Here is a 22,807-nt window from a genome sequence, read left to right as displayed (position 1 = left end):
GGCGCTGGGGCAGCCGACCCGGCGGGCGGTCAGCCGACCTGGTGCAGCAGTGTCACCGGCGCGCCGTCACCGGCGAGCCGGTACGGCTCCAGGTCCTCGTCCCAGGCGGTGCCGAGCAGTTCGTGCATCCGCCCGCGCACCTGGGACCGGCCGGACATCACCGACCGCAGCTGGTCCTCGCCGACCACGATGTCGCCGTTGGCGCTGGTACTGCCGCGCCACAGCCCGAGGTTGGGCACGTGACAGAACCGCTGCCCGTCCACACCCTCGCTGGGCTCCTCGGTGACCTCGAAGCGCACCACCGGCCAGGCCCGCAGCGCGCCGGCAATAGCTCCGGAGCCACCGGCTGGACCACGCCAGTTGCATTCCGCGCGCAGCGTGCCTGGCGCTGCCTGCTGGGGCGTCCAGCGCAGCGTGATCTGGCTCCCGAGCACGCCAGATATCGCCCACTCGACGTGCGGGCACACCGCAGTCGGCGACGAGTGGACGTAGATCACTCCACGTGTGCTCACTGCTGACCTCCGATGTCGACGAGGAACGTCTTCCCCAACGGCCTCATGACATCCGGAATGATCGGCAGTCGCGGATGGGAGTTTGCCCGAGCCGGCGCGGTCGCGCCAGCCGCCACGCAGGCCGGGCGTGTCGCCTGTGTCTCACTCGGCGTCTTACCCGGCGTCTCACCCGGCGCCTCACTCGTGCGGAACCCGGTCCGCCTCAGGCAGCCGGGAACAACGTAGATCGGGGCCGCGTTGAACAGACTGGTTGGCGGGCGCGGGTCCCCCGGGCCTCACCCTATTGACGGTGCGGAATACCGCATTACGGCTGGAGCCGCACCGATCCTTCTCGCCGAGAGGCGACCGGCCCGCCAACCGCACACTCTTCCGCCGGGCGCACTCACCGCCGCCGCGACCGATGCCCTCCAGGCCGCCGGGAACTCCGGCAACAATGGCATTTCCCGGAGTCCGGGCGCGGGGCGAAGACCACGTCCGCGCAAGTTACCGGTGAGTTCACAAAAAACCGCCAGCCGTTGACCAGAGATCGTCAGCGACACATGATGAGCTTCGTCACTCGTGGCCGAGTCTCAGCGCACGGTCCGGCGCCCGGAGGAACAGCGATGCCCGAGACCTTTGTGTTGATCCCCGGCGCCTGGCACGGCGGGTGGGCCTGGCGCCCGGTGGCACAGCGGTTGCGCGCCTCCGGTCACCGCGCGATCTCCCTCACCATGCCGGGACTGACCGACGGGGACGACCCCCGGGACCTGCGGCTGTCCGACGCGGTCGACTACCTCGTCGCCGAGATCCGCCGCCGCGACCTGCGCAACATCACCCTGGTCGGCCACAGCTGGGCCGGCTACCCGATCACCGGCGCCGCCCACCAGCTGCCGGACCGGATCCGCCGGCTGATCTACTGGAACGCGTTCGTCCCAGCCGACGGCCGACCGCTGCTGGAGGAGATCCCGCCGGAGCACGCCGAGATGTTCGAGCAGCTCGCCGAGGCCTCGTGCGTCAACGGCGTCACCCTGCCGTTCGAGGCCTGGCAGTCGACGTTCATCCAGGACGCCAAGGAGCCGGTGCAGCGGCTCGTGCACTCGCTGCTGGTCCCCCAGCCGCTGGGCTACTTCACCGACGGCCTCGACGTGCCGCCGGTGACCTCGCTCGGCGTGCGGGCCAGCTACGTCTACAGCACCGAGGACATCGCCCTGCCACCCGGCGAGCTGGGTTGGGCGCCGCGGTTCCCGGACCGGCTGGGGGTGAGCGCGCTGGAGGTGCCCGGCAGCCACGAGTCGTGCTTCACCCGGCCGAACGAACTTGCCGACGCATTGCTGAAGGCCTGAGGGAGCACGGTGGCGAACACTGTGTCCAGCCCGGCCCTGGCGATCACCGACGACCACCGTGAGCTGGCCCGGGTCGCCCGGTCGTTCCTGGCCGATACGAAGGCGACGGCGGCCGCGCGCTCGCTGTTGGACGCCGACGCCGAGGCGCTGCCACCGTTCTGGGCCGCGCTGGGCAAACTGGGCTGGCTCGGTCTGCACCTGCCGGAGGAGTACGGCGGCGAGGGGTACGGGCTGCCCGAGCTGGCGGTGGTGCTCGCCGAGCTCGGCCGTGCCGTCGCCCCCGGCCCGTTCCTGCCGACCGTGCTGGCCAGCGCGGTACTCGCCGAGGCCGCCTCGCCGGAGCTGCGCGGTGCGTTGCTGCCCGAGCTGGCCAGCGGAGCGCGTACGGCTGCCGTGGGGCTGGCCGCCGCCGACCCGCAGCGCGGCTGGCTGGTACTCGGCGGCGGGCTCGCGGACGTCCTGCTGGTGCCCGCCGGCGCCGACCTGATCGTGCTGGACCGGGCCGCCGACGGTGTCCGGGTCGAGCCGGTGGCCGGGCTGGACCCGACCCGGCGGGTGGCCTGGGTGCGGGTCGACGGGGCCGACAATCTCGGGGCCGCCGGGGCGGGTCGGCTCGCTGGTGGCCGGGCGGTGTCGGTACGTCTGGCCCGCACGCTGGCCGCCGCCGAGGCCGCCGGCATCGGCTACGCCTGTCTGGACGCCGCCGTCGGCTACGCGGGACAGCGCGAGCAGTTCGGCCGAACCATCGGCACCTTCCAGGCGGTCAAGCACCACTGCGCCAACCTGCTGGTGGACGCCGAGCTCGCGGCGGCCGCCGCCTGGGACGCGGCCCGCGCCGACGACACCGGCACGAGCGGCACCGAGACCGGCACCGATTACCGGGAGGCCGAGCTGGCCGCCGCCGTGGCGGCCGCCCGCGCGCTGCCGGGCGCGGTCCGCGCGGCGGAGCAGAACATCCAGCTGCACGGCGGTATCGGCTACACCTGGGAGCACGACGCGCACCTGTACCTGCGCCGCGCGCTGACTCTGAGCACCGTGCTGGACGGGGCCGGCGCGGCGACCGACGACGTACTGCGGCTGGTGCGGGACGGGGTGCGCCGGCGCGCCACCCTGGACCTGCCGGCGGAGGCCGAGCAGTACCGCGCCGAGGCCGCGGCGGTGGCCACCGAGGTGCGCGGGCTGGCCAAGGAGCAGCGCCGGGACGCGCTTGTGGCCGCCGGGTACCTGGTGCCGCACTGGCCGAGGCCGTGGGGCCGGGACGCCGGCGCGGTGGAGCAGCTCGTCATCGAGGAGGAGTTCGCCCGGTTGAAGGTGCGGACGCCGAACCTGGGCATCACCGGCTGGGTGGCGCTGACCATCACCCAGCACGGCACCCCAGCACAGGCCGACCGGTGGATCGCCGACGCGCTGGCCGGGCGGACGATCTGGTGCCAGCTGTTCAGCGAGCCGGGTGCCGGGTCGGACGCCGCCGCGATCTCGACCCGTGGGGTGCGCGACGAGGGTGGCTGGCGGGTGACCGGTCAGAAGGTGTGGACCTCGGGCGCGCAGTGGAGCCGGTGGGGCTTCGCCACGGTGCGCACCGACTCGTCGGGCTCCAAGCACGCCGGCGTCACCATGATGGCCATCGACCTGTCCGCCCCCGGGGTGACCGTCCGGCCGTTGCGCGAGCTGACCGGCGCGTCCCTGTTCAACGAGGTGTTCTTCGACGACGTGTTCGTCCCGGACGAGGACGTGGTGGGCGAGGTCGGCCAAGGCTGGACGGTCGCCAGGGCCACGCTGGGCAACGAGCGGGTGTCGCTGGGCGGCGGCGCCGGGCTGATCGGGATGACCGCGCGGGACCTGGTGGACCGGGTCACCGAGCACCCCGACGGGGCCCGCTTCGAGCCGGAGCTGGCCGCCCTGTTGACCGAAGACCAGGCGAAACGGCTGCTCAGCGTGCGTCAGGCGGCCCGCGCGGTGACCGGGGCGGGCCCGGGGCCGGAGGGCAACCTGGCCAAGCTGCTGTCCGCCGAGCACGACCAGCGGGTGGCCGACCTGGCCCGGCGGCTCGCCGGCGCCGCCGCGATCACCGGCGGTGCCGACCACGCCACCTGGGCGTACCTGATGTCCCGCTGCCTGACCATCGCCGGAGGCACCTCGGAGATCGTCCGCAACCAGATCGCCGAGCGTCTCCTCGGCCTCCCCCGCGACCCGCTGCAGAAATGAGCCTGTGAGTGGTATTGGTTGCCCGGGCGACCAATACCACTCACAGGCACTCACTCACCGGCCGGGAAGTCCGCCGAGCGGCTCACCTCGGCCCACCTCTCGGCCTCCTCGGCGCGCGAGCGGGACGACTTGTCGACGGCCTCGACCGCACCGGCGCCGAGCAACAGCCGCAGCGGCGGCTCGTCCAGCGCGACGATGTCGATGATGATCCTCGCGGCGCGGGCCGGGTCGCCCGCCTGCTTGCCGTCGGAGGACTCCCGGAACCGGTGCATCGCGCCGACCGTCTGCTCGTAGTCGGCGCCCACCGGCGCCATCCGCATCGACGAGCCCTGCCAGTCGGTCCGGAACGCGCCGGGCTCGATGATGACGACCTTGATCCCGAGCGGCTTCACCTCGGCGTTGAGCACCTCGGAGAAGCCCTCCACCGCGAACTTCGCGGTCTGGTAGGCGCCCATGCCCGGCGCGCCACCGACCCGGCCACCGACCGAGGAGAACTGCAGGATGTGCCCGGAGCGCTGGGTGCGCAGCACCGGCAGGGCCGCCTTGGTGACGTTGACGACGCCGTACAGGTTCGCCTCGATCTGCGCGCGGAAGTCGTCGTCGGCCATCTCCTCGATCGGCGCGCTGTTCGCGTAGCCGGCGTTGTTCACCACCACGTCCAGCCCGCCAAACTCGTCGAGCGAGGTCTGCACCGCCGCGCGGGCGGCGACGGGGTCGGTAACGTCCAGCGCGACCGTGCGCACCCGGTCGCCGTACGTGCCCACCAGCTCGGCGAGCTGCTCGGGCCGGCGCGCGGTCGCGACCAGGTTGTCGCCGTTCTCCAGGACCGCCTTGGCCAGCTCCCGGCCGAAACCGCGCGAGCTCCCGGTGATGAGCCATGTCCTAACCATGATTGTCCCCGTCCTAGTTCACCGAGCGGATGGTGCCGCCGTCGACGCGGAGCACCGCGCCGCTCACGTAGTCGGCGAGCGGGCTGGCCAGGTATGCCACCGCCGCCGCGATCTCCTCGGGCCGGCCGAGCCGGCCCACGTCGTTGGGCACCATGTCCCGCACGGCGCCGCGTTCGATCTCTTCCCAGCTCTCGCCCCAGCCGTAGCTCTCGGCCGCGCCGACGAGCAGCTCACGCACCGAGGGCACCAGGATCGCCCCGGGTGCCACCACGTTGGACGTGACGCCGGAGTCCTTCAGCTCGCGCGCCAGCGACACCGCGAGGTTGTGCCGGGCACCCAGGCTGGCGTTGTAGTCCGGCTGGGCGGCGATCGGTTGGATGGCCAGCCCACCGCCGATGTGGATGACCCGTCCCCAGCCGCGCTCGCGCATCGCGGGCACCAGGCGCTCGATCATCCGCACGCCGGCCACCACGTTGTGCTGGTACGTGTCGATCCAGTCCTGTGCGGTCAGCGTGCTCCAGCTCCGGTGTTCGTAGCCGCCGGCGTTGTTGACCAGGATGTCGACGGCACCGCCGGCCAGTGCCGCGTCGGCCACGGCGTCCGCGCCGGCGTCGGTCGCCAGGTCGCCGATCGCCACCTCAGCGTGGCCGCCCTTGGTGCGGATCACCGCCGCCACCGCGTTCGCCCGGCCCTCGTTGCGGCCGTGCACCACGACCTCGACGCCCTCCTCGGCGAGCAGCACCGCGGTCGCCTCGCCCAGCCCCGCACTGGAACCGGTGACCAGCGCGCGCTTCCCGAGCAGCCTCAAGTCCATCTCTGACCTCTTCCAACCTGCGCACCGCTCTGTATCTACAACTGTAGACTTGTCTTCTGGACGCGGCAATCTACAGTGGTAGACATGACTCGGAGCGACCCGCTCACGGAGACCGCGGACCCCCCGGTCAGACACCGGCGCAATGCGGCGGCCACCCGGGAGGCGATCCTGCGGTCCGCCCTCGTCGCGTTCACCCGGGCCGGCTACGACGGCGTCGGGGTGCGGGAGATCGCGCAGGCGGCGGGAGTGACCGCGATGCTGGTCAACCGCTACTTCGGGTCGAAGGAGAAGCTGTTCGCCGAGGTCGTCGAGGTCACCTTCAGCGACCGGACCCTGATCGCCGACGACATCACGACGCTGAGCCGGTTCGCGGCGGCGTCCCTGGTGGCCGCCGAACCCCGATCCGTCGACGGGTTCCTCCTGATGGTGCGCTCGGTCGCCAACCCGAGGGCGGCCGAGATCCTGCGGGCCGGCATCGAGAGACACTTCCAGCGCCACCTGGTCGCCCTGCTGCCCGGCGCGCAGGCGGGCGAGCGTGCGGCCCTGTTCCTCGCCGTGCTGGCCGGGGTCCGGCTCATGCAGCAGGTGCTGAACAGCCCGGCGTTGGCCACCGCCGACGAGGCCGCGCTGTCCCGCCGGCTCGAGGCGATGTTCCAGCTCCTCGTGGAACCCCCGACAGAACAGGATCAGCCACGATGACCGACCCGCTCACCGCGCTCGTGACCGGCGCCAACAAGGGCCTCGGCAAGGAGGTGGCCCGCCAGCTCGGCCGGCTCGGCGCCACCGTGCTCATCGGCAGCCGGGACCACGCACGTGGCGAGTTGGCCGCCGCCGAGCTGGTCGCACAGGGACTGGCGGCGCACGCCATCCAGCTCGACGTCACCGAGGCGGCCAGCATCCAGGCCGCCGCCGAGGAGGTACAGACCCGGTACGGCCGGCTGGACGTCCTGGTCAACAATGCCGGCATCCTGGTGGCGCCGCCCGCGCTGGAGACCACCGTCGAGGACCTGCGGGCCACCTTCGAGACGAACGTGTTCGGCGTGCTCGCGGTGACCAACGCGATGCTCCCGCGGATGGGCAAGGCACCCGCCCCGAGGATCGTCACCGTGTCCAGCACAACGGCGTCGCTGACCTACAACGCCGGGCCGGACGCGAAGTTCGCCGGCGCGCCGAACAACCTGGCGTACGCGTCGTCGAAGGCCGCGGTCACCATGCTCACGGTGCAGTACGCCAACGCCTTCCGGCGCAGCCCCGACCATCAGCATTTCAAGATCAACGCAGCCACGCCGGGGCACATCGCCACCGACCTGAACGGCCACAGCGGCCCGCGCACACCGGAACAGGGCGCGCGCATCGTGGTGGAGCTGGCCACCCTGCCCGACGACGGACCGAGCGGCGGCTTCTTCAACGACGACGGCCAGTTGCCCTGGTGAGCACCTCGTGAGCGGCAAGTGGTCCTCTCGGACCACGTGCCACTCACGGGTCACCAGCCGCGCAGGTCGACCGGCCAGCGCTCGAGCACCTGCTGACCGTCCACCAGGTACATCGCCTCGTGCATCGCCACCGTCGGGTCGACGTGTGCGGGCAGCACCCGCACCCGGTCGCCCACCCGCACCGAGCCGGGGACCTCAGGGGCGAACGTGATGTGCTCGTCGGAGCAGAACCAGACCGCGGCACCCGCGATGCTGGGATTGCCGTGGTCCATGCCCAGTGACTTCAGCCCCACGTCGGCCACCGCCCAGCCGTCCGACACCGAGATCACCGTGCCGAGCACGGACAGCGCCTGGGCGAACGGGAGACCGAGCGAGCCGTACGCGGTGTCCATCAGGGCGTACGAGCCGGCCTGGATCTCGGTGGCCCAGGTGTTCACCGCGTAGGTACCGGTGCCACCCGCGGAGACGAGGTCGCCACCCACGTCGGCGTGTGCCGCCAGCAGCAGCTTCATCGCCTCCTCGGTGAGCCGGACCTGCTCGGCCGCCGGGGTGGCCATCATCAGGTGGCCCTCGTAGCCCATCACGCCGCGCACCCGCAGCCCACGCTCCCGCGCCAACCCGGCCAGCGCACCGGCCCGGTCCGGCGGGCACCCGCAGCGCGGCAGCCCGACGTTGACGTCGATGATCACCTCACGCAGCCCGCCGTCGGCGGCCGCCGCCACGGTCTCGGCGGAGTCCACCGCGAGGGTGACCCTGGCGCCGTCGGCCACCAGCGCGCCGAGCCGGCGGGTGTCCAGCACCTCGTTGGCCAGCATCAGGTCCTCGCCCAGCCCGGCGGCGACCATGCCCTCGACCTCGCGGACGGTGGCGCAGGTGAACCCGTGGTGCCCGGCGGCGTACTGGCGGGCGGCGAGCGCGGTGCACTTGTGTGCCTTGATGTGCGGGCGCAGCCGCTCGCCGGGCAGCGCGGCGGACATGGTGGCCAGGTTGGCCTCCAGCGCGCCGGCCTCGACCAGCAGCGCCGGCGTTCTCAGTTCGTCCACCATGCCCGTCATCAGTTGCTGCCCCCGTCGACCGGACCGAGTACGCGGTCGGTGTAGTCGTTGCTGAACACCCCGGCCGGGTCGGCCCGCTTGCGCACCGCCAGGAACTCGTCGAAGCGCGGGTAGCGGGTGCGCAGGGTGGCCGCGTCGCAGTTGTGCATCTTGCCCCAGTGCGGCCGCCCGTCCAGCCCGCTCATGACCGCCTCCACGTCGGCGAAGTAGCGCTGGTAGGGCTGGCCGGCGAACATGTGCACCGCCAGGTAGGCCGACTCCCGCCCGCTCGCGGTGGACAGCGGGATGTCGTCCGGCGCCGCGAACCGCAACTCGATCGGGAACGACACCTTCATCCCGGGCTGCTCGGTGACCCGTTGCACGCCGGCGATCGCGTCCCGCACCGCCGCCCTCGGCACCGCGTACTCCATCTCCACGAACCGCACCCGGCGCGGCGAGCAGAACACCCGGTGCGAGGCGTCGGAGTACTCCCGGTCGCCCATGAACCGGGCCGCGAACTGATTGATCCGGGGCACCAGTGCCGGCACCGCCCGACCCAGCTCGCAGGTCAGCCGGAAGGCGCCGTTGCCGATCACGTCGTCCTCGAGGAACGCCCGGCGCCGGCCCAACGGCCGCGGCTGCTCACCGGCGGCCAGCCGGTTGTTGCGTTTGGTCAGTGTCTTGTCGGTGTGCGGGAACCAGTAGAACTCGAAGTGCTCGTTGGTCGCGACCAGCTCGTCCAGCTCGCCGAGCACCTGGGTCAGCGACATGGGGCGCTCGGCCGCGTGCAGCGCGAAGGCCGGCTCGGTGGCCAGCGTGACGGCGGTGACCACGCCCAGCGCGCCGAGCCCGACCCGGGCCGCGCTGAACAGCTCGGCGTCCTGGTTCGCGTCGCAGTGCACCACCGAGCCGTCGGCCAGTACGAGCTCCAGGGCGCGCACCTGGGTGGCCAGGCCGCCGAGGCTCCGCCCGGTGCCGTGGGTGCCGGTGGACAGGGCGCCGGCGACGGTCTGCCGGTCGATGTCACCAAGGTTGCTCAGTGCCAGGCCGGCGTCCTCCAGCAGCCGGTTCAGCCGGTGCAGCGGCAAACCGGCCTCCACGGTGACCAGGCCGGTCGCGCTGTCCAGTGCGCGCAGGCCGGACAGCCGCGCCAGGTTGACCTGCACCCCGTCGGTGAGGCCGACGCCGGTGAACGAGTGCCCGGAGCCGATCGCCTTGACCCGCCGGCCGGCCCGCGCCGCCGCCCCGATCACCGCCGACAGCTCGGCCACGCTGGCCGGCGTCACCACCTGGCTCGGCGTGGCGCGCTGGTTGCCCGCCCAGTTGCGCCACTCCCCCTGCACTGCCCTACTCACTCGCGCTCCCCTCGGTGACGTTCGTCGATGGCCGGACGGTCGATGGTGGGACCGCCGCGTCCGGCAGCCTGGGCGGCCCAGCGGCACCGTCCCGCAGCCGGGCGCGGAGCCCGACGGCGTACCAGATCGCGGCCAGCACCAGCCCACCGACGGTGACCCAGACCGCGCTGCGGAACTCACTGGGCAGCACCAGCACGGCCACGGCGGCGAGCAGCCAGATCAGGGCCGCGACGAACACCGGCGTCGCCCACCGTCCCAGGTGGAACGCTCCGGGCAGCCGGTCGAGGCGGTGTCGCCGGGCGCCGTAGGCGATCACGGTCAGGAAGTAGACCACGTACGGGATCAGCGCCGTCGCGCCCACCAGGGTGCCGAAGGCGTTCCCGTTGAGGTAGCCGTAGCTCATCAGCGCCAGACAGATCACCAGCGAGGTGACCAGGGCCGGCAGCGGGGTCTGCCGCCTCGTGCTGACCCCGCGCAGCAGCTTCGACGCCGGCAGCATGTTGTCCCTGGCCATCGCGTAGATCAACCGGGCACTCGCGGCGGCCGCCACCACGGTCAGCGCGAACATGGAGAACACCACGATCAGCAGGAACACCGAGGTCGCCACCGGCCCGATCCAGTACGTGCTGATCGCGGCCAGCGGAACCTCGGCCGAGCTGATCGTGGCAGCGTCCGGGATGGCGACCGTGAACCCGATCAGCGTGATCATCCCGAGCACCCCGGAGACGATCACCGAGAGCAGGATGGCCCTCGGGATGGTGCGCCGGGCGTCCACCGTCTCCTCGCCCATGTCGGCCGCCGCCTCGAAGCCGACCAGGGTGTACACCCCGATCAGCGAGGCGAGCACGATGCCGTAGAACAGCGACTGGCCCGGCTGCAGGGTGTGCTGGGCCAGGATGTCGAAGCCGTGGTTGACCGGTCTGGCGTGCCCGACGTACAGCCCGAACAGCACCACCGCGAGCACCACCGTGCCGATGATCTCGGTGATGACCGCGACGCTGTTCACCCGGGCGGCCAGCTGCACGCTCACGATGTTGATCCCGTACGCCGCGACGATGAGCGCGACGGCGACGGCGAACAGCAGCCGGCTGTCGGACGGGTCGCCGCCGAGCGCGGTGACCAGCAGCGGCGCGGCGCCGAGCAGCATGATCCCCGGCATGCCGACCGCGCTGTACATGATGCCCAGCGCGCCGACCAGGTAGCCGTAACGCGGCCCGACCAGCCGGGCGGCCCACTGGTAGTTCGCGCCGGCCAGCGGGATCCGGGTGGACAGCTCGGCCAGGATCAGCGCGACCAGGGTCTGCCCCACGGCGGCGATCGGCCACAGCCAGATGCTCACCGGCCCGAGGTGGGTGATTCCGAAGCCGAAGTTCAGGAAGATCCCGGTGGTGATCGACACCACCGAGAACGCGACCGAGAAGACCGCGAACAGGTGCAACACCCGGCGCAGCTCCTGCCGGTAGCCGAACTCGCCGGGTTCGGCACTGCTTTCTTCGCTGTGTTCCACGCCGCACAGAGTGCGGGTCGGACCACTTCTGAGTCAACCGTCTGAGTCAGTTGACCCACTTTTGTCGTAGAGTGTGCCGGGACAGACTCAGCGGGAGTCAGCGGGAAGAGGTGGCGGCCGGGTGGCGCGGGTACAGGCCAAGGTCAGGCGCGAGCAGCTCATCGACGCGGCCGTGCGGGTGGCGGCCCGCGACGGGGTGGCCGCGACCACCACCCGGGCCGTCGCGGCGGAGGCCGGCGCCAGTCTGGCCAGCGTGCACTACTGCTTCGACTCCAAGCAGGAGCTGTTGCAGGAGGTGCTGATCTCGATCATCAACGAGCTGACCGGGGATTGGGCGCCGGACCTGGCCGAGGGCGCCGGCGTGGCCGCACTGGTCCGGGCCGACCTGGGGGCGCTGTGGGACGTCGTCGAGCGTGAGCCGGGCAAACAGCAGGTGACCTACGAGCTGACCCATTACGCGCTGCGCACCGAGGGGCTCGAGGAGCTGGCCCGCTGGCAGTACCAGGTCTACTACGCGCGCAGCGCCCAGCGGCTGCGCGACATCGCCGCCCGGGCGGGCGTCGAGTGGGCGCTGCCGTTGCCGGTCCTGACCCGGATGCTGATGAACATGATCGACGGCCTGGTGCTCGGCTGGCTGGTGGACCGCGACTCCGAGCTCGCCCGCGGTGCCCTGGAGGCGTTCGCCGACACCCTCGGCGGTCTGGCCCACCACCCCTCGTGACCGCCCGAGCCACCGCACACAGCGCGTAGCCGCCGCACACAGCGTCCACTGTGTGTGCCGCGCGTCGGCGGTGTGTGCCGTGCGCATGGCGCACCCAACGGCGGACTCAGGCCGGAGGCTCGATCTTGACGACCTCCGCCTGACGTTCGCCGCCCGGCGTGTCGTAGCTGACCGTGTCGCCCGCCGAGGCCCCGGCCAGGGCCCGGCCCAGCGGGCTGTCCAGGCTCAGTGCGTTGTCACGCTCGGAGTCGGGGACCGACTCGGGGAGCGCGGCGGCGCGCAGGGTCGCGGTGGCCCCGTCGTCGAAGCGCAGGGTGACGGTGCTGCCGTCGGGTAGCCCGCCGTCCGGCTCGATACCCGGCCCGGGGCCCGGCGAGCCGGACGCCAGCAGTCGGTTGATCTCCGTGATGCGTGCGTCGATCCGGGCGGCGTCGTCGGCGCGGCGCAGCGCTTCGGCGGCGTCCCCGCGATCCCCGACCTCGTCGTCGGACAGCGGGCCGAGCTCGGCGCGCTGTTCCCGGAGCACGTCCAGCTCCTCCCGCAGGTGCTGGCAAGTCTGCTCGGTCAGCTCGGGACCGGCCTCATGGGTGCTGCTCATGTCTCTCGTACCTCCGTGATCGGAGGTCGGCTACCCCGTCCGCGGCGGTGTCAATCCTGGGCGGGCGAACGATCGCGGGACGCGGTCACCGGGCAGCGCCGAGCGGCCTTCCGAGTGTCGTGAGTGGCGAGTGGTCCCAGGGGACCACTCGCCACTCACGGGCTCAGCCGTCGTAGTCCACGGTGACCTCGGGGCTGGTGGGCTGCGACTGGCAGGTCAGCACGTAGCCGGCGTCCACGTCGGCCTGGCCGAGTGCGTAGTTGTGGTCCATCTCCACGGTGCCGCTGACCAGCTTCGCCCGGCAGGTGCCGCACGCGCCGCCCATGCAGGCGTACGGCGCGTCCGACCGCACCCGCAGCGCCCCGTCCAGCACGGACTGCCCGGCGACCAGGTCGACGACGTCCTCCCTGCCGTCCAGCCGCACGGTCACCGAACTGGCCACACCGGTGGTGGTCGACGGCCCGGCCGGCACGTGGAACAGCTCGGCGTGCACCCGCTCGATGGGCACCCCGTGCTCGAGCAGGGTGCCCCGAGCCGTGTCCACCAGGCCGAGCGGCCCGCACAGGTACCAGTCGTCGACCTCGGACGCCGCCACCCGGTCGGCCAGCAGCCGGCCGAGCAGCGCGGCGTCGATCCGGCCGGTGTACGGGCTGGCGCCCCGGCGCGGCTCGCCGGACAGCACGTGCATGACCTCCAGCCGATCGGCGAACCGCGCCTCCAGGTCGGCCAGCTCGCCGGCGAACATCGTCGAGGCCTTGCTGCGGTTGCCGTAGATCAGGGTGCAGTGGCTGTCCGACTCGATCTCCAGCGCGGTGGCCAGGATGGACAGCACCGGGGTGATCCCGCTACCGGCCACGATCGCCACGTAGTGCTTGGCCTGCGCCGGGTCCAGCGGCGGGCCGAACCGCCCGGTCGGCGTCATCAGCTCCAGCTCGTCGCCGACGCGCAGCTGGGTCGCGGCGTAGCTGGAGAACACCCCGCCCGGGATCTGCTTGACCGCGATCCGCAGCGCCCCGCCGGTGGCCGGCGCGCAGATCGAGTAGTTGCGCCGCACCCCCTCGCCGCCCAGGTCGGTCCGCACGGTGACGTGCTGGCCGGCCTCGAACCGGAACAGCTCGGACAGCTCGGCCGGCACGTCGAAGGTGATCGCCACGCTGTCCGGGGTGGGCCGGTCCAGGGCGGCCACCGGCAGCCGGTGGAACTCGGCGTGGCTGGCCGCCGACCCCTCCGGCACCTCGACCGGGCGCATCCTGGCCAGCGTCGAGTCCAGCTCGCGCCAGACGCGGTACTCCTCGACGGTGAGGTCGCGCCCGAACGCCGTCATGATCGCGGCGTCCCGCTGCAGGTAGGCCTCCTCGTTGCGCTTCCAGGCCTTGATGTAGCGGTAGAACGGGATGGACGGGTGCAGGTGGTGCACCAGGTGGTAGTTCTGGTAGAGCAGCATCGGGGTGAGCAGCCACTCCATGCCGGTCCGGATCCGGGTGGCCCGGTAGCGGTTCTCCCGCTGGGTGACCTCGAGGCCGTGGTGCGGCAGCCAGTCGAACCACCAGGCCAGCACGCCGAGCGCGATGCGCGCCGGGATCAGGTAGATCACCGCGACGGCCCACAGGGTGCCGGTGAGCGCGGCGGCGGTGATGCCGGCGATGAAGAGCGCGATGATGCCGGCGGTCTCCGCGATCTCCCGGCCGGAGCGGCGGCCCAGGTGCTTGACGTAGAACGTGGCGTACCAGACGTCGATGGTCAGCCAGCGGAACGGCAGCTGCCACCACGGGCCGTCGGTGGCCCAGGCGTCCGGGTCGGCGTCGAGGTCCTCGTTGGTGTTGCGGTGGTGCTCGATGTGGATGAACCCGAACAGCGGCGCGGCCGCGTAGGGCACCACGAACGGCACCGTGAGCCGGCCGAGCAGCGCATTCACCCAGCGCCGGCGGCTGATGGAGTAGTGCACCGCGTCGTGCAGCACGGTGAACATCGTGAAGCTGACCACGGCGTTGACCGGGATGGTCAGCCACAGCGACCAGCCGAGCCCGAGCGCCGCCCAGCTGCTCAGCAGCCACACCACCAGGCCGCCGAGGAACAGCCCGACCGTCGGCAGCGCCAGCCTCGGCACCGGCTCGCCGGGATCGGGCAGGCCGGTGGGAACGGGGGTGGCGACGACGCCGGCGCTGCTCATACCGATCAGGGTGGGCTGTTCGGAGCAGCAACACCATGTCGGTGGCTCCGAGATTCGGTCGTACCGGGTTGTAGGCAGCTCCAAACGGGCTCGGTCAGCGGGCGAACCGCGCCGGGTCCAGATGCTCGATCGGCAGGCTGGTCTTGCCGTTCGCCACCAGGTCGGCCGCGACCTGCCCGAAGGCCGACGCCATCTTGAACCCGTGCCCGGAGAACGCCCCGAGCAGCCACACGTTCTCCGCGCCCGGCAGCTGGCCGACCAGCGCGTGCCCGTCGGTGGTGTACGCCTCCAGGTAGGCCGACACCCGCACCGGCGTCGGCACCAGGCCGGGCATCAGCTCCGCCACCACCCGGTTGATCGCGTCCAGGTCACCCTCGGCCACGTTGCGGTCCAGGTCGTCGGCGTCGGACAGGTCACCGTAGGGGGCGTGCGGCGCGACCTTCACCGAACCGCCGTCCAGGGTCGGGATGCCGAAGATGTGCACCTCGCCGGACTCCCGGATGAAGATCGGGAAGCGCTCCGGCCGGTAGGCGTCGACGTCCAACGCCGGGTACCAGGTCATCACCAGCTTCCTCGGCGTCACGTGCCGCGCGAGCTCCGGCGCGAAATGGGCGGTCCACGGCCCGGCGGTGACCACGGCCTGTTCGACCGTGTAGACGCGGTCCCCGACGTGCACCCGCACGCCGTAGTCGAACGGCTCGACGGCGGTGACCCTGGCGCCGGACACCACCCGCGCACCGAGCGCCTGCGCGCGCCGGGCCGCGGTGAGCACGGCGAACTCCGGCCGCAGCACCCCGGCCCACTCGTCGAAGAACCCGATCTCGCCGGGCAGCATCCGGTGCTGCGGGTAGCGCCTGCCCATCTCGGCGGTGTCCAGCACCTCGTGCGGCAGGTCGAAGCGGTCCGCGGACACCAGCACGTTGCGCATCGAGTCCGAGTCCTCGGGGCCGATCATCAGCCCGCCGTTGAGGTTCAGCAACGACTGGCCGGACTCCTGCTCCAACTCCCGCCACAGCTCCCTGGCACGCACCAGCAGCGGCACGTACTGCGGCCCCTCCAGGTAGGCCGTGCGGAAGATCCGGGACTCCCCGCCGGCCGCTGCCTGGTCGTGTCCCGGCGCGTACCGCTCGAAACCGATGGCGTCGATGCCCTGGCGAGCCAGCTGCCACAGCGCCATCGAGCCGATGCTGCCGACGCCGATCACGGCGACCCGCGCGTCCATGAAGTGTGTCCTCCCGAAGGGTCAGTTGAGTGGGGCCAGCGACATGAGGTCGCTGGCCACCGTCCTGCGTACGGTCCCGGCGCCGAGCGGCCGGGCCGGGTCGAGGTGGTCGATCGCGAGTCTGGTCGTACCGTCGAGGGCGAGCTCGGCGAGCGCCAGTCCGATCGCCGGCGACATCTTGAAACCCTGGCCGGAGAACCCGCAGGCGAGCAGCGTGTTCGGCAGTCCCGGCGCACGGCCGACCACCGCGTGGTGGTCGCTGGTGTAACCGTCCATGTACGCGCCGACCCGCACCGGGTCCGGGAGCAGGTCGGGCAGCAGGTCGGCGACCGCCGAGCGGATCGTCGCCAGCAGCCGGTCCTCGACGCCGCGGTCGAGCCGGTCCGGGTCGGCCACCTCGTCGTAGCCGTAGTTGACCGCGACCTTCACGCTCGCCCCGTCCAGGCTGGGCCAGCCGGAGATGTCGTAGCCGCCGGTCTGCCGGATGAAGATCGGGAACTCCGCCACCGAGAACCGGCTCAGGTCCCGGGCCGGGAACCAGGTCATCACCAACCGCTGTACGTCCAGCTCCGGCGCCGCCGACGGCAGCAGCCGACGGCAGCAGCCGCCGGCTCCACGCACCCGCGGTGACGATCGCCTGGCCGACCCGCCAGCTCCGCTCCCGGGTCCGCACGGTCACTCCGTCGGCGTCCGGCTCGATGCCGAGTACCGGCTCGCGGCGGACGATCCGACCGCCGGCCGCCTCGCACCGCAGGGCTGCCATGGCCGTCGCCAGCTCGGGGCGGACGAACCCCGCCTGGCGTCCAGGATCATCGCCTCGCCGGGTCTGAGCCGGTGCTGCGAACGCCTCACGCCGGATCGATGAACGCGCGCTCCAGTGCCCACCACAGCTCGAACGGCACCAACGGGTCCCGCAGGCTCACCCCGGCCAGCTCCTCGAACCGCGACAGCCGGTAGCGCAGTGTGTTGGAGTGGATGTGCAACCGTTCGGCGGCGGTCTCCACGTGGGACCCGGCTGCCAGGTACGCCCGCAGGGTGGCGGTGATCTCGGCGGCCGAGCCGGATTCGGCCAGTGGCTCCAGGTAGCGCCGGCGCAGCGCCGCGCCGACGTCCGGGTCGCCGGCCACCGCCGGCCGCAGGCCCAGGTCGGCGAGATCACGGGTTCCGGCCATCTCGAACGCCTGCAACGTGTCCAGCGCACGGGTGGCCAGCCGGAACGACTCGGCGAGCCGGTCCAGCGGCACCGAAGGGCCGACGCCCGCGCGGCCCGGCGCCGCGTCACCCGGCGGGTCCAGCTGGAACCCGGCGAGATCGCCGTCGACCAGCACGCTCATCCCCCGGTTCTCCCGCGCCGAGGTGGCCAGACCCACCGCCTGCTCCACGGTGCGCCAGGGCGCGTCCGGCGCCGGCCGCGCCCGCACAGCCAGGTACCGCCGGGCCGGGTCCAACCCGTAGCTCTTCGCCCTGGCCCGCAGCTCGGCCGGTTCGCCGCCGCCGAACAGCACCGCCCGGACGAACGAGGCGCGCCGGTCCTGAGCCTCCCGGTCCTGTTCCAGCTCGGCCCGCCGGTGCGCCCGCGCCGTGGTGATCATGCCCACGTCCGAGGCGGCCAGCGCGCCCCGCACGAAGGCGAGCAGTTGGCGGTCGCCGAGGTCGATCCGGGCGGCCTCCGCGCTGCCCCGCTCCACCAGCACGTCGGCGCCGATGCGCCAGGCCAGCAACATCTGGTCCACCGGCACGGCCAGCCGGGCCTGGGCCTCGCCGACCTGCTCCAGTACCAGCGTCTGCCGCTCGCTCAACCGCGGCGGGTCGGCCCTGGCCAGCCGGATGGTGCACTCCACGGCCATCGCCACGTAGCGCTCGAAGGTCTCGGCGGCGAGCTCCTGATACACCGACAGCTGTCGCTGCATCCGGTGGGCGATCTCGGCGGACAGCTCCGCCTGCTGCGTCAGCAACGCATCGAGCAGCTGGTGCCAGGGGTGCACCGACTTGGGCCGCGTCGCCATCGGCTCACTCTAGTGTCCTGAGTCCGATGTCCTTCGTCGGATCCGGTGATCCAGGTGGTGGCTGGCAAGGCGCGGAGCGCCTGGATATCGGGCATATCCAGGCGCTCCGCCAACGCGGCCGGACGCCGCCTGGGCGCCGGAAACGGCGGAGAGATTTCGGACTCAGGACACTAGGTCTTCCTGGGGGGTGGAAGTGGCACGGCCGGTCGCGTGGTAATCGGACTTAGGCGCTGCGCCGTCACGCTGGGGGTAACGCCGCGTCACCGACCGGGCGGCGCAGCGTCGACGCTGGTGCGTCCATCGTCACCGAGACCAACGTCAGTCCGGAAATTTTCGCCGAGAACCAGCCTCACGTCGACCTCGACGCAGACCACCCGGCCGTCAGTGCGGCAGGATGCCGGCGCGGTCCGGCGCGGCCAGCTCGGTGGTTACCGGCGCCCAGAAGTCCTCCTCCGGGGCGGCCTGGACCGTCACCCGCTCCCCCCGCGAGTCGTCGAAGGAGAGCCGCCAGGCGTGCAGGCAGGTGCGCACCGCACCGTCCGCGCCCTCCTCCTCCGCCGGGAACAGGGGGTCACCGGCGATGGGGTGCCCGATCCAGGCCAGGTGCACCCGGATCTGGTGCCGGCGCCCGGTGGTCGGGTACAGCGCTAGCACGGTGTGCCGCTCGCCCTGCCAGGCCCGGTCGAACGTGGTCAGCGACGGGAAACTGCGCGGGCGGACCGACGCCTCCGGCACCGACCAGCGGCCGGCCTCCGGGTCGAACACGATGTCCTCGCGGGGCGCGCCAACCCGCACCCGGTTCTTCCGGCCGACGCTCAGCGGCAGCTCCACAGTGCCTTGCGCCGGCAACCCGACCGAGCGGGTGATCGCCAGGTACGACTTGCGCACCGTCCGCACGGTGAACTGGCGGGTCAGCGGGCCGTGCGCGGCCTGCGTCTTGGCCAGCAGCACGGCACCCGAGGTGACCTTGTCGATGCGGTGCACCGGGATGAGGTGCTCGCCGGCCGCCCTGGCGATCCGGACCAGGTCGGTCTCGTGCCGCTCGCCGGTGACCGAGACCCCCGGTGGCTTGTCCAGCACCAGGTACTCGTCGGTCTCGGCCAGTGTGCGCACCGAGCGCAGCACCGACCAGTCGGCAAGCTGGATGGTCACATCCGTTCGGGCGAGGGGATGCCGAGCAGTCGGAGCCCCTCGGTGAGGGTGGCCCCGGTCAGCTGACACAGCGCCACCCGGTTCGCCCGCAGCTCGTCGGTCTCGGCGGTGAGCACCGGGCACGCCTCGTAGAACTCGGTGAACGCCTTGGCCAGCGAGAACAGGTAGCCACACAGCCGGTGCGGCTCCAGCGTCTCGGCGACCTCGGTCAGCGTCGGCGCGAACTGGTCGTTGAGCAGTGCCAGCGCACGCTCGCTGGGCGCCAGCGGCCCGTCGGCCGACACCTTCGACCGCTCCTCGCCGCCGTCCGGCAGCTTGCGCAGGATCGACCTGATCCGGGTGTTCGCGTACTGCAGGTACACCCCGGTGTTGCCGTTGAACGACACCATCCGGTCCAGGTCGAACGTGTAGTCCTTGGTGCGCGAGGTGGACAGGTCGGCGTACTTCACCGCGCCGATGCCGGCCTGGTGGGCGACCGTCTCCAGCTCCTCGGGGCTCAGCGTGTGCGGCTTGGTCTCGATCTCCGCCCTGGCCCGCTGCACCGCCGAGTCCAGCAGCTCGATCAGCCGCACGGTGCCACCGGCCCTGGTCTTGAACGGCTTGCCGCCCGGACCGAGCACGTTGCCGAAGCCGACGTGCACCGCCTCGACCTCGTCGGTCAGCCAGCCCATCCGGCGCGCCGTCTCGAAGACCATCCGGAAATGCAGGGCCTGCGGCGAGCCGACCACGTAGAGCAGCCGGTTGATCTTCAGGTCGCGGATCCGGTAGCGGATGGTGGCCAGGTCGGTGGCGGCATAGCCGTAACCACCGTCGCTCTTGCGCACGATCAGCGGCACCGGCGAGCCGTCCGCGCCGGTGATCCCGTCGAAGAACACGCACAGCGCGCCGTCGGAGATCACCGCGACGCCGGCCTGCTCCAGCTCGGCGGCCACCCCGTCCAGGTACTGGTTGTAGCTCGACTCGCCGGCGGAGTGCTCCGTGGTCAGCGAGACGCCCAGGTAGTCGTAGATCACCTGGAACGCCTTCTCCGACTCGGCCACCAGCTCGCGCCAGACCGCCAGCGTCGCCTCGTCGCCGGCCTGCAGGGTGACCACCCGGCGCCGGGCCCGGTCGGCGAACTCGGCGTCGGTGTCGAACTGCGCCCGGGCCAGCTTGTACAGGCCGTCCAGTGCCGAGACGGTGCCCAGGTCGCCGTCGTCGAGGTCCTCGGCCCGCCACTTGGCGTCCGGGTGGTCGTCCAGGTACTGGATCAGCATGCCGAACTGGGTGCCCCAGTCGCCGAGGTGGTTCTGCCGGATCACCTCGGCACCCTGGTTCTCCAGCAGCCTGGCCAGCGCGTCACCGATGATCGTGGTGCGCAGGTGGCCGACGTGCATCTCCTTGGCGATGTTCGGCGAGGAGTACTCGACCACCGTGCGCCGGCCCAGCTGCGGAGTGCCCACGCCCAGCCGGTCGTCGGCCAGCCGTGCGGCCACCTGGGACCAGACGGCCTCGTCGGTGACGGTGAGGTTCAGGAAGCCGGGCCCGGCCAGCTCCACGCCCAACTGCCCGCCGGTCTGCTCGCGCAGCGCGGTGGCGATCGACTCGGCCAGCTCACGGGGCTTGGCACCGATCTTCTTGGCCAGCGACAGCGCCGCGTTGGCCTGGAAGTCGGCACGGTCGGAGCGGCGCACCACCGGGTCGGCGTCGGCCAGCTCGGGCGGCAGCACCGCCCCCATCGCGCGCGCCACCGCGTCCCTGGTCACGTCCTCCAGCGAACGCACGTCCGGCGATACTGGTGACACTGGTGACACTTGTGACACTTCAGTCACGCATTTCCTCCATGATCGGGCCGCCCGGACCTGGCGTTGACCCGTAGGTGCCTCAACGGTTTCGATGGTAGTCCGCGCCGCGACCGGCGGCGTCCACGGTGCCGGCACCGGGCGCCGGCGGAAACCCCGGCCGGGGGTCCGCGCCCGCCCCGCCCGGCGAGCCTCCCCGCGGGTACCTCCCGGTCAGGTGACGATTTTCCATGATCGCGTCACTAACCTCTTGCACCATCAACCACTCGACGTGGAGGTACCCCGATGGCCACCCTGGTGTGGATACTGCAGATCCTGCTGGCCGTGGTTTTCGTCGCGGCCGGGCTCATCAAGCTGATCCGCCCGAAGGCTGACCTGCAAGCCCAGATGGGCTGGGTGGACGACTACCCGGACAACGGCGTGAAGGCAATCGGGGCGCTCGAGGTGCTCGCCGCGATCGGGCTGATCCTGCCGGCGCTGACCGGGATCGCCACCGTGTTCGTCCCGCTGGCGGCGGTCGGCCTGATACTGCTGATGATCGGCGCGGCCATCACGCACGGCCGCCGCAAGGAGTACCCGTTCGTCGCGGGCAACGTCGTGCTGATCGTGCTCGCGCTGATCGTGGCCTGGGCCCGGTTCGGCGCGTACTCGCTCTGAGGTGCGCCCCGGCTTTCCCGCCGGGGCACTTCAGCTGCACCCTGTACGGCATGGACGTACTGACCAGCCGGTTGCTGCTGCACCCCACCGACCCGGAGCGCAGCCGCGCGTTCTACCGCGACGAGCTGGGGCTGGCGGTCTACCGCGAGTTCGGCACCGGGCCGGAGCGGGGCACGGTGTTCTTCCTGGGGGGCGGCGGCCTGCTCGAGCTGTCCGGGCGGGCCGAGGAGCCGCCCGGCTCCTCGATCGCGCTGTGGCTGCAGGTGCGCGACCTGGCCGCCACCCATCGCGAGCTGCTCGACCGGGGCGTGAAGGTGGTCCGGGAGCCCCGCCGCGAGCCGTGGGGGCTGGAGGAGATGTGGGTGGCCGACCCGGACGGCGTGCGGATCGCGGTCATCGAGGTGCCGGCGGACCACCCGATCCGCGGCCGCGGCGACTGATACCCCTCAGCTGAGCGCCGACGTGCGCAGGTGCGACCACAGGAACGTGGTGGCATCCAACGGCGGCGTCTGGCGCACGACCCGCTTGATGGCGGACGGCGGCCGCGAGCCGGGCCAGTCGTGCCCCAGCCCGGCCACCACGGCGAGGGTCACGTTGCGCTCCCCCGAGCAGGTCCAGGTGCTCACCCGTACCGGCGGGCGGTCGACCTGCTTCGGCATCGGGGCGCAGCCGTCGGCGGCCACGAACGGCGCCAGCGACACGGCCAGCGATGGATAGGGGTAGTGCGACACGCTTCTCGGGCCGACCCCGCCGTTGATCGGCACATTGCGGTCGGCGGTGCCGTGCACGGCCACCACGGTGATCGCCGGAGCGGGCTGGCACGGGGCCACCAGCGCACCGGCCACCGGGCCGATCCCGGCCAGGTCCTCCGGGCGGGCGCAGGCCCAGGCGTAGGTCATCATCGCGCCGTTGGACATGCCCACCGCGTACACCCGGCGCGGGTCGACCCCGTCCTGGGTCACCAGTTGTCCGACCAGCCCGTGCAGGAAACCCACGTCATCGACGTTGCGGGTGTGCGCGATGCCGCAGCAGTACCCGGCGTTCCAGAACTTGCCGAAGCCGTTCGGGTACGCCACCTCGAAGCCGTCCTTGTCGGCGAGGGCGTCCCAACCGAGCGAGGAACGCATCTGCTCGGCGCTGCCGTACGCACCGTGGATGACCACGACCAGCGGCGAGTTGGCGGGCAGCCGGCTCGGCCGGTGCACGATGGCGTTGCGGGGGCCGACCGACGAGGCCAGCGTGACCGTCCGGTTCGTCGGTGCCGACGGGGCGGGGGCGGCCGCCGCCGGTGCACTTGCGCAGCCGGCAACCACCACGGCCAGGACGGCCATCAGGGTGGCCCACCGGACCGCCGCCATACGCATGGTCACCTTGATACCAGGCGAAGGTCACCGCGAAGCACACAATTCACCAGAAAGCCGCCGGAGA

21 protein-coding genes are annotated in these 22,807 nt (G+C 72.1%); 7 read left to right on the top strand and 14 right to left on the bottom strand.

The window, feature by feature from the left end:
* Positions 1–29: 29 nt before the first annotated feature.
* Positions 30–512 (bottom strand): DUF3145 domain-containing protein, encoded by a 483-nt coding sequence (locus tag ACTXG6_RS18620; RefSeq protein ID WP_445189086.1) that lies wholly within the window; start codon positions 510–512, stop codon positions 30–32.
* A 602-nt stretch (positions 513–1,114) separates the two neighbouring features.
* Between ACTXG6_RS18620 and ACTXG6_RS18615 the strand changes: the two genes are divergently transcribed.
* Both ACTXG6_RS18615 and ACTXG6_RS18610 read left to right on the top strand, forming a co-directional pair.
* Complete coding sequence (locus ACTXG6_RS18615) at positions 1,115–1,834, top strand: alpha/beta fold hydrolase (RefSeq protein ID WP_445189085.1); 720 nt, start codon at positions 1,115–1,117, stop codon at positions 1,832–1,834.
* A gap of 9 nt (positions 1,835–1,843) precedes the next feature.
* Complete coding sequence (locus tag ACTXG6_RS18610) at positions 1,844–4,039, top strand: acyl-CoA dehydrogenase (protein ID WP_445189084.1); 2,196 nt, start codon at positions 1,844–1,846, stop codon at positions 4,037–4,039.
* 50 nt (positions 4,040–4,089) lie between these two features.
* On the opposite strand, the gene ACTXG6_RS18605 is transcribed toward ACTXG6_RS18610, so the two are convergent.
* Both ACTXG6_RS18605 and ACTXG6_RS18600 read right to left on the bottom strand, forming a co-directional pair.
* On the bottom strand, positions 4,090–4,929 hold the full coding sequence (locus ACTXG6_RS18605; RefSeq protein WP_445189083.1) for an oxidoreductase: 840 nt from the start codon (positions 4,927–4,929) through the stop codon (positions 4,090–4,092).
* A gap of 13 nt (positions 4,930–4,942) precedes the next feature.
* Positions 4,943–5,743 (bottom strand): SDR family NAD(P)-dependent oxidoreductase, encoded by an 801-nt coding sequence (locus ACTXG6_RS18600; RefSeq protein ID WP_445189082.1) that lies wholly within the window; start codon positions 5,741–5,743, stop codon positions 4,943–4,945.
* A gap of 84 nt (positions 5,744–5,827) precedes the next feature.
* Between ACTXG6_RS18600 and ACTXG6_RS18595 the strand changes: the two genes are divergently transcribed.
* Both ACTXG6_RS18595 and ACTXG6_RS18590 read left to right on the top strand, forming a co-directional pair.
* On the top strand, positions 5,828–6,442 hold the full coding sequence (locus tag ACTXG6_RS18595; protein ID WP_445189081.1) for a TetR/AcrR family transcriptional regulator: 615 nt from the start codon (positions 5,828–5,830) through the stop codon (positions 6,440–6,442).
* Complete coding sequence (locus ACTXG6_RS18590) at positions 6,439–7,176, top strand: SDR family oxidoreductase (RefSeq protein WP_445189080.1); 738 nt, start codon at positions 6,439–6,441, stop codon at positions 7,174–7,176. Before ACTXG6_RS18595 ends, ACTXG6_RS18590 begins: the two co-directional genes overlap by 4 nt.
* 50 nt (positions 7,177–7,226) lie before the next feature.
* Here ACTXG6_RS18590 and ACTXG6_RS18585 read toward each other — a convergent pair whose 3' ends face one another.
* Genes ACTXG6_RS18585 through ACTXG6_RS18575 form a run of 3 tightly spaced genes read right to left on the bottom strand, consistent with a single transcriptional unit; the run spans position 7,227 to position 11,072 of the window.
* Positions 7,227–8,231 carry an alanine racemase gene (locus ACTXG6_RS18585; protein ID WP_445189079.1) on the bottom strand — a complete coding sequence of 335 codons (1,005 nt, stop codon included), beginning with the start codon at positions 8,229–8,231 and terminating at the stop codon, positions 7,227–7,229.
* Positions 8,231–9,565, bottom strand: coding sequence for a D-arabinono-1,4-lactone oxidase (locus ACTXG6_RS18580; RefSeq protein WP_445189078.1), 1,335 nt, complete (start codon positions 9,563–9,565; stop codon positions 8,231–8,233). Before ACTXG6_RS18580 ends, ACTXG6_RS18585 begins: the two co-directional genes overlap by 1 nt.
* The gene (locus ACTXG6_RS18575; protein WP_445189077.1) at positions 9,558–11,072 is read right to left on the bottom strand and encodes an APC family permease; all 1,515 of its coding nucleotides are present in this window, start codon (positions 11,070–11,072) and stop codon (positions 9,558–9,560) included. The genes ACTXG6_RS18580 and ACTXG6_RS18575 overlap by 8 nt, the downstream gene beginning before the upstream one ends.
* A 121-nt stretch (positions 11,073–11,193) precedes the next feature.
* Between ACTXG6_RS18575 and ACTXG6_RS18570 the strand changes: the two genes are divergently transcribed.
* Complete coding sequence (locus ACTXG6_RS18570) at positions 11,194–11,793, top strand: TetR/AcrR family transcriptional regulator (protein ID WP_445189076.1); 600 nt, start codon at positions 11,194–11,196, stop codon at positions 11,791–11,793.
* 106 nt (positions 11,794–11,899) lie between these two features.
* Here ACTXG6_RS18570 and ACTXG6_RS18565 read toward each other — a convergent pair whose 3' ends face one another.
* The 7 genes from ACTXG6_RS18565 to argS form a co-directional block, all read right to left on the bottom strand.
* Positions 11,900–12,391, bottom strand: a complete 492-nt coding sequence (locus tag ACTXG6_RS18565) for a GreA/GreB family elongation factor (RefSeq protein WP_445189075.1) — start codon at positions 12,389–12,391, stop codon at positions 11,900–11,902.
* A 163-nt stretch (positions 12,392–12,554) separates the two neighbouring features.
* Positions 12,555–14,561 carry a fatty acid desaturase gene (locus ACTXG6_RS18560; RefSeq protein WP_445189074.1) on the bottom strand — a complete coding sequence of 669 codons (2,007 nt, stop codon included), beginning with the start codon at positions 14,559–14,561 and terminating at the stop codon, positions 12,555–12,557.
* 94 nt (positions 14,562–14,655) lie between these two features.
* On the bottom strand, positions 14,656–15,783 hold the full coding sequence (gene solA, locus ACTXG6_RS18555; protein ID WP_445189073.1) for an N-methyl-L-tryptophan oxidase: 1,128 nt from the start codon (positions 15,781–15,783) through the stop codon (positions 14,656–14,658).
* A 21-nt stretch (positions 15,784–15,804) separates the two neighbouring features.
* On the bottom strand, positions 15,805–16,404 hold the full coding sequence (locus ACTXG6_RS18550) for an FAD-dependent oxidoreductase (protein WP_445189072.1): 600 nt from the start codon (positions 16,402–16,404) through the stop codon (positions 15,805–15,807).
* Positions 16,405–16,631: 227 nt separating this feature from the next.
* The gene (locus ACTXG6_RS18545; RefSeq protein WP_445189071.1) at positions 16,632–17,789 is read right to left on the bottom strand and encodes a PucR family transcriptional regulator; all 1,158 of its coding nucleotides are present in this window, start codon (positions 17,787–17,789) and stop codon (positions 16,632–16,634) included.
* Between the two features lie 381 nt (positions 17,790–18,170).
* Complete coding sequence (locus tag ACTXG6_RS18540) at positions 18,171–18,941, bottom strand: RluA family pseudouridine synthase (RefSeq protein ID WP_445189070.1); 771 nt, start codon at positions 18,939–18,941, stop codon at positions 18,171–18,173.
* Positions 18,938–20,725, bottom strand: coding sequence for an arginine--tRNA ligase (argS, locus tag ACTXG6_RS18535; RefSeq protein ID WP_445189069.1), 1,788 nt, complete (start codon positions 20,723–20,725; stop codon positions 18,938–18,940). Before argS ends, ACTXG6_RS18540 begins: the two co-directional genes overlap by 4 nt.
* Before the next feature lie 282 nt (positions 20,726–21,007).
* Between argS and ACTXG6_RS18530 the strand changes: the two genes are divergently transcribed.
* The gene (locus ACTXG6_RS18530; protein ID WP_445189068.1) at positions 21,008–21,379 is read left to right on the top strand and encodes a DoxX family protein; all 372 of its coding nucleotides are present in this window, start codon (positions 21,008–21,010) and stop codon (positions 21,377–21,379) included.
* Positions 21,380–21,429: 50 nt separating this feature from the next.
* Positions 21,430–21,819 (top strand): glyoxalase superfamily protein, encoded by a 390-nt coding sequence (locus tag ACTXG6_RS18525; RefSeq protein ID WP_445189067.1) that lies wholly within the window; start codon positions 21,430–21,432, stop codon positions 21,817–21,819.
* A gap of 6 nt (positions 21,820–21,825) precedes the next feature.
* Here the strand turns inward: ACTXG6_RS18525 and ACTXG6_RS18520 are convergent, their stop codons facing one another.
* Complete coding sequence (locus tag ACTXG6_RS18520) at positions 21,826–22,743, bottom strand: extracellular catalytic domain type 1 short-chain-length polyhydroxyalkanoate depolymerase (protein ID WP_445189066.1); 918 nt, start codon at positions 22,741–22,743, stop codon at positions 21,826–21,828.
* Positions 22,744–22,807: the final 64 nt, after the last annotated feature.

This window comes from Pseudonocardia sp. Cha107L01, from assembly GCF_052566575.1.
The sequence above is the reverse complement of the archived record's forward strand: the minus strand, read 5'-3'. Positions and strand labels throughout refer to the sequence as shown.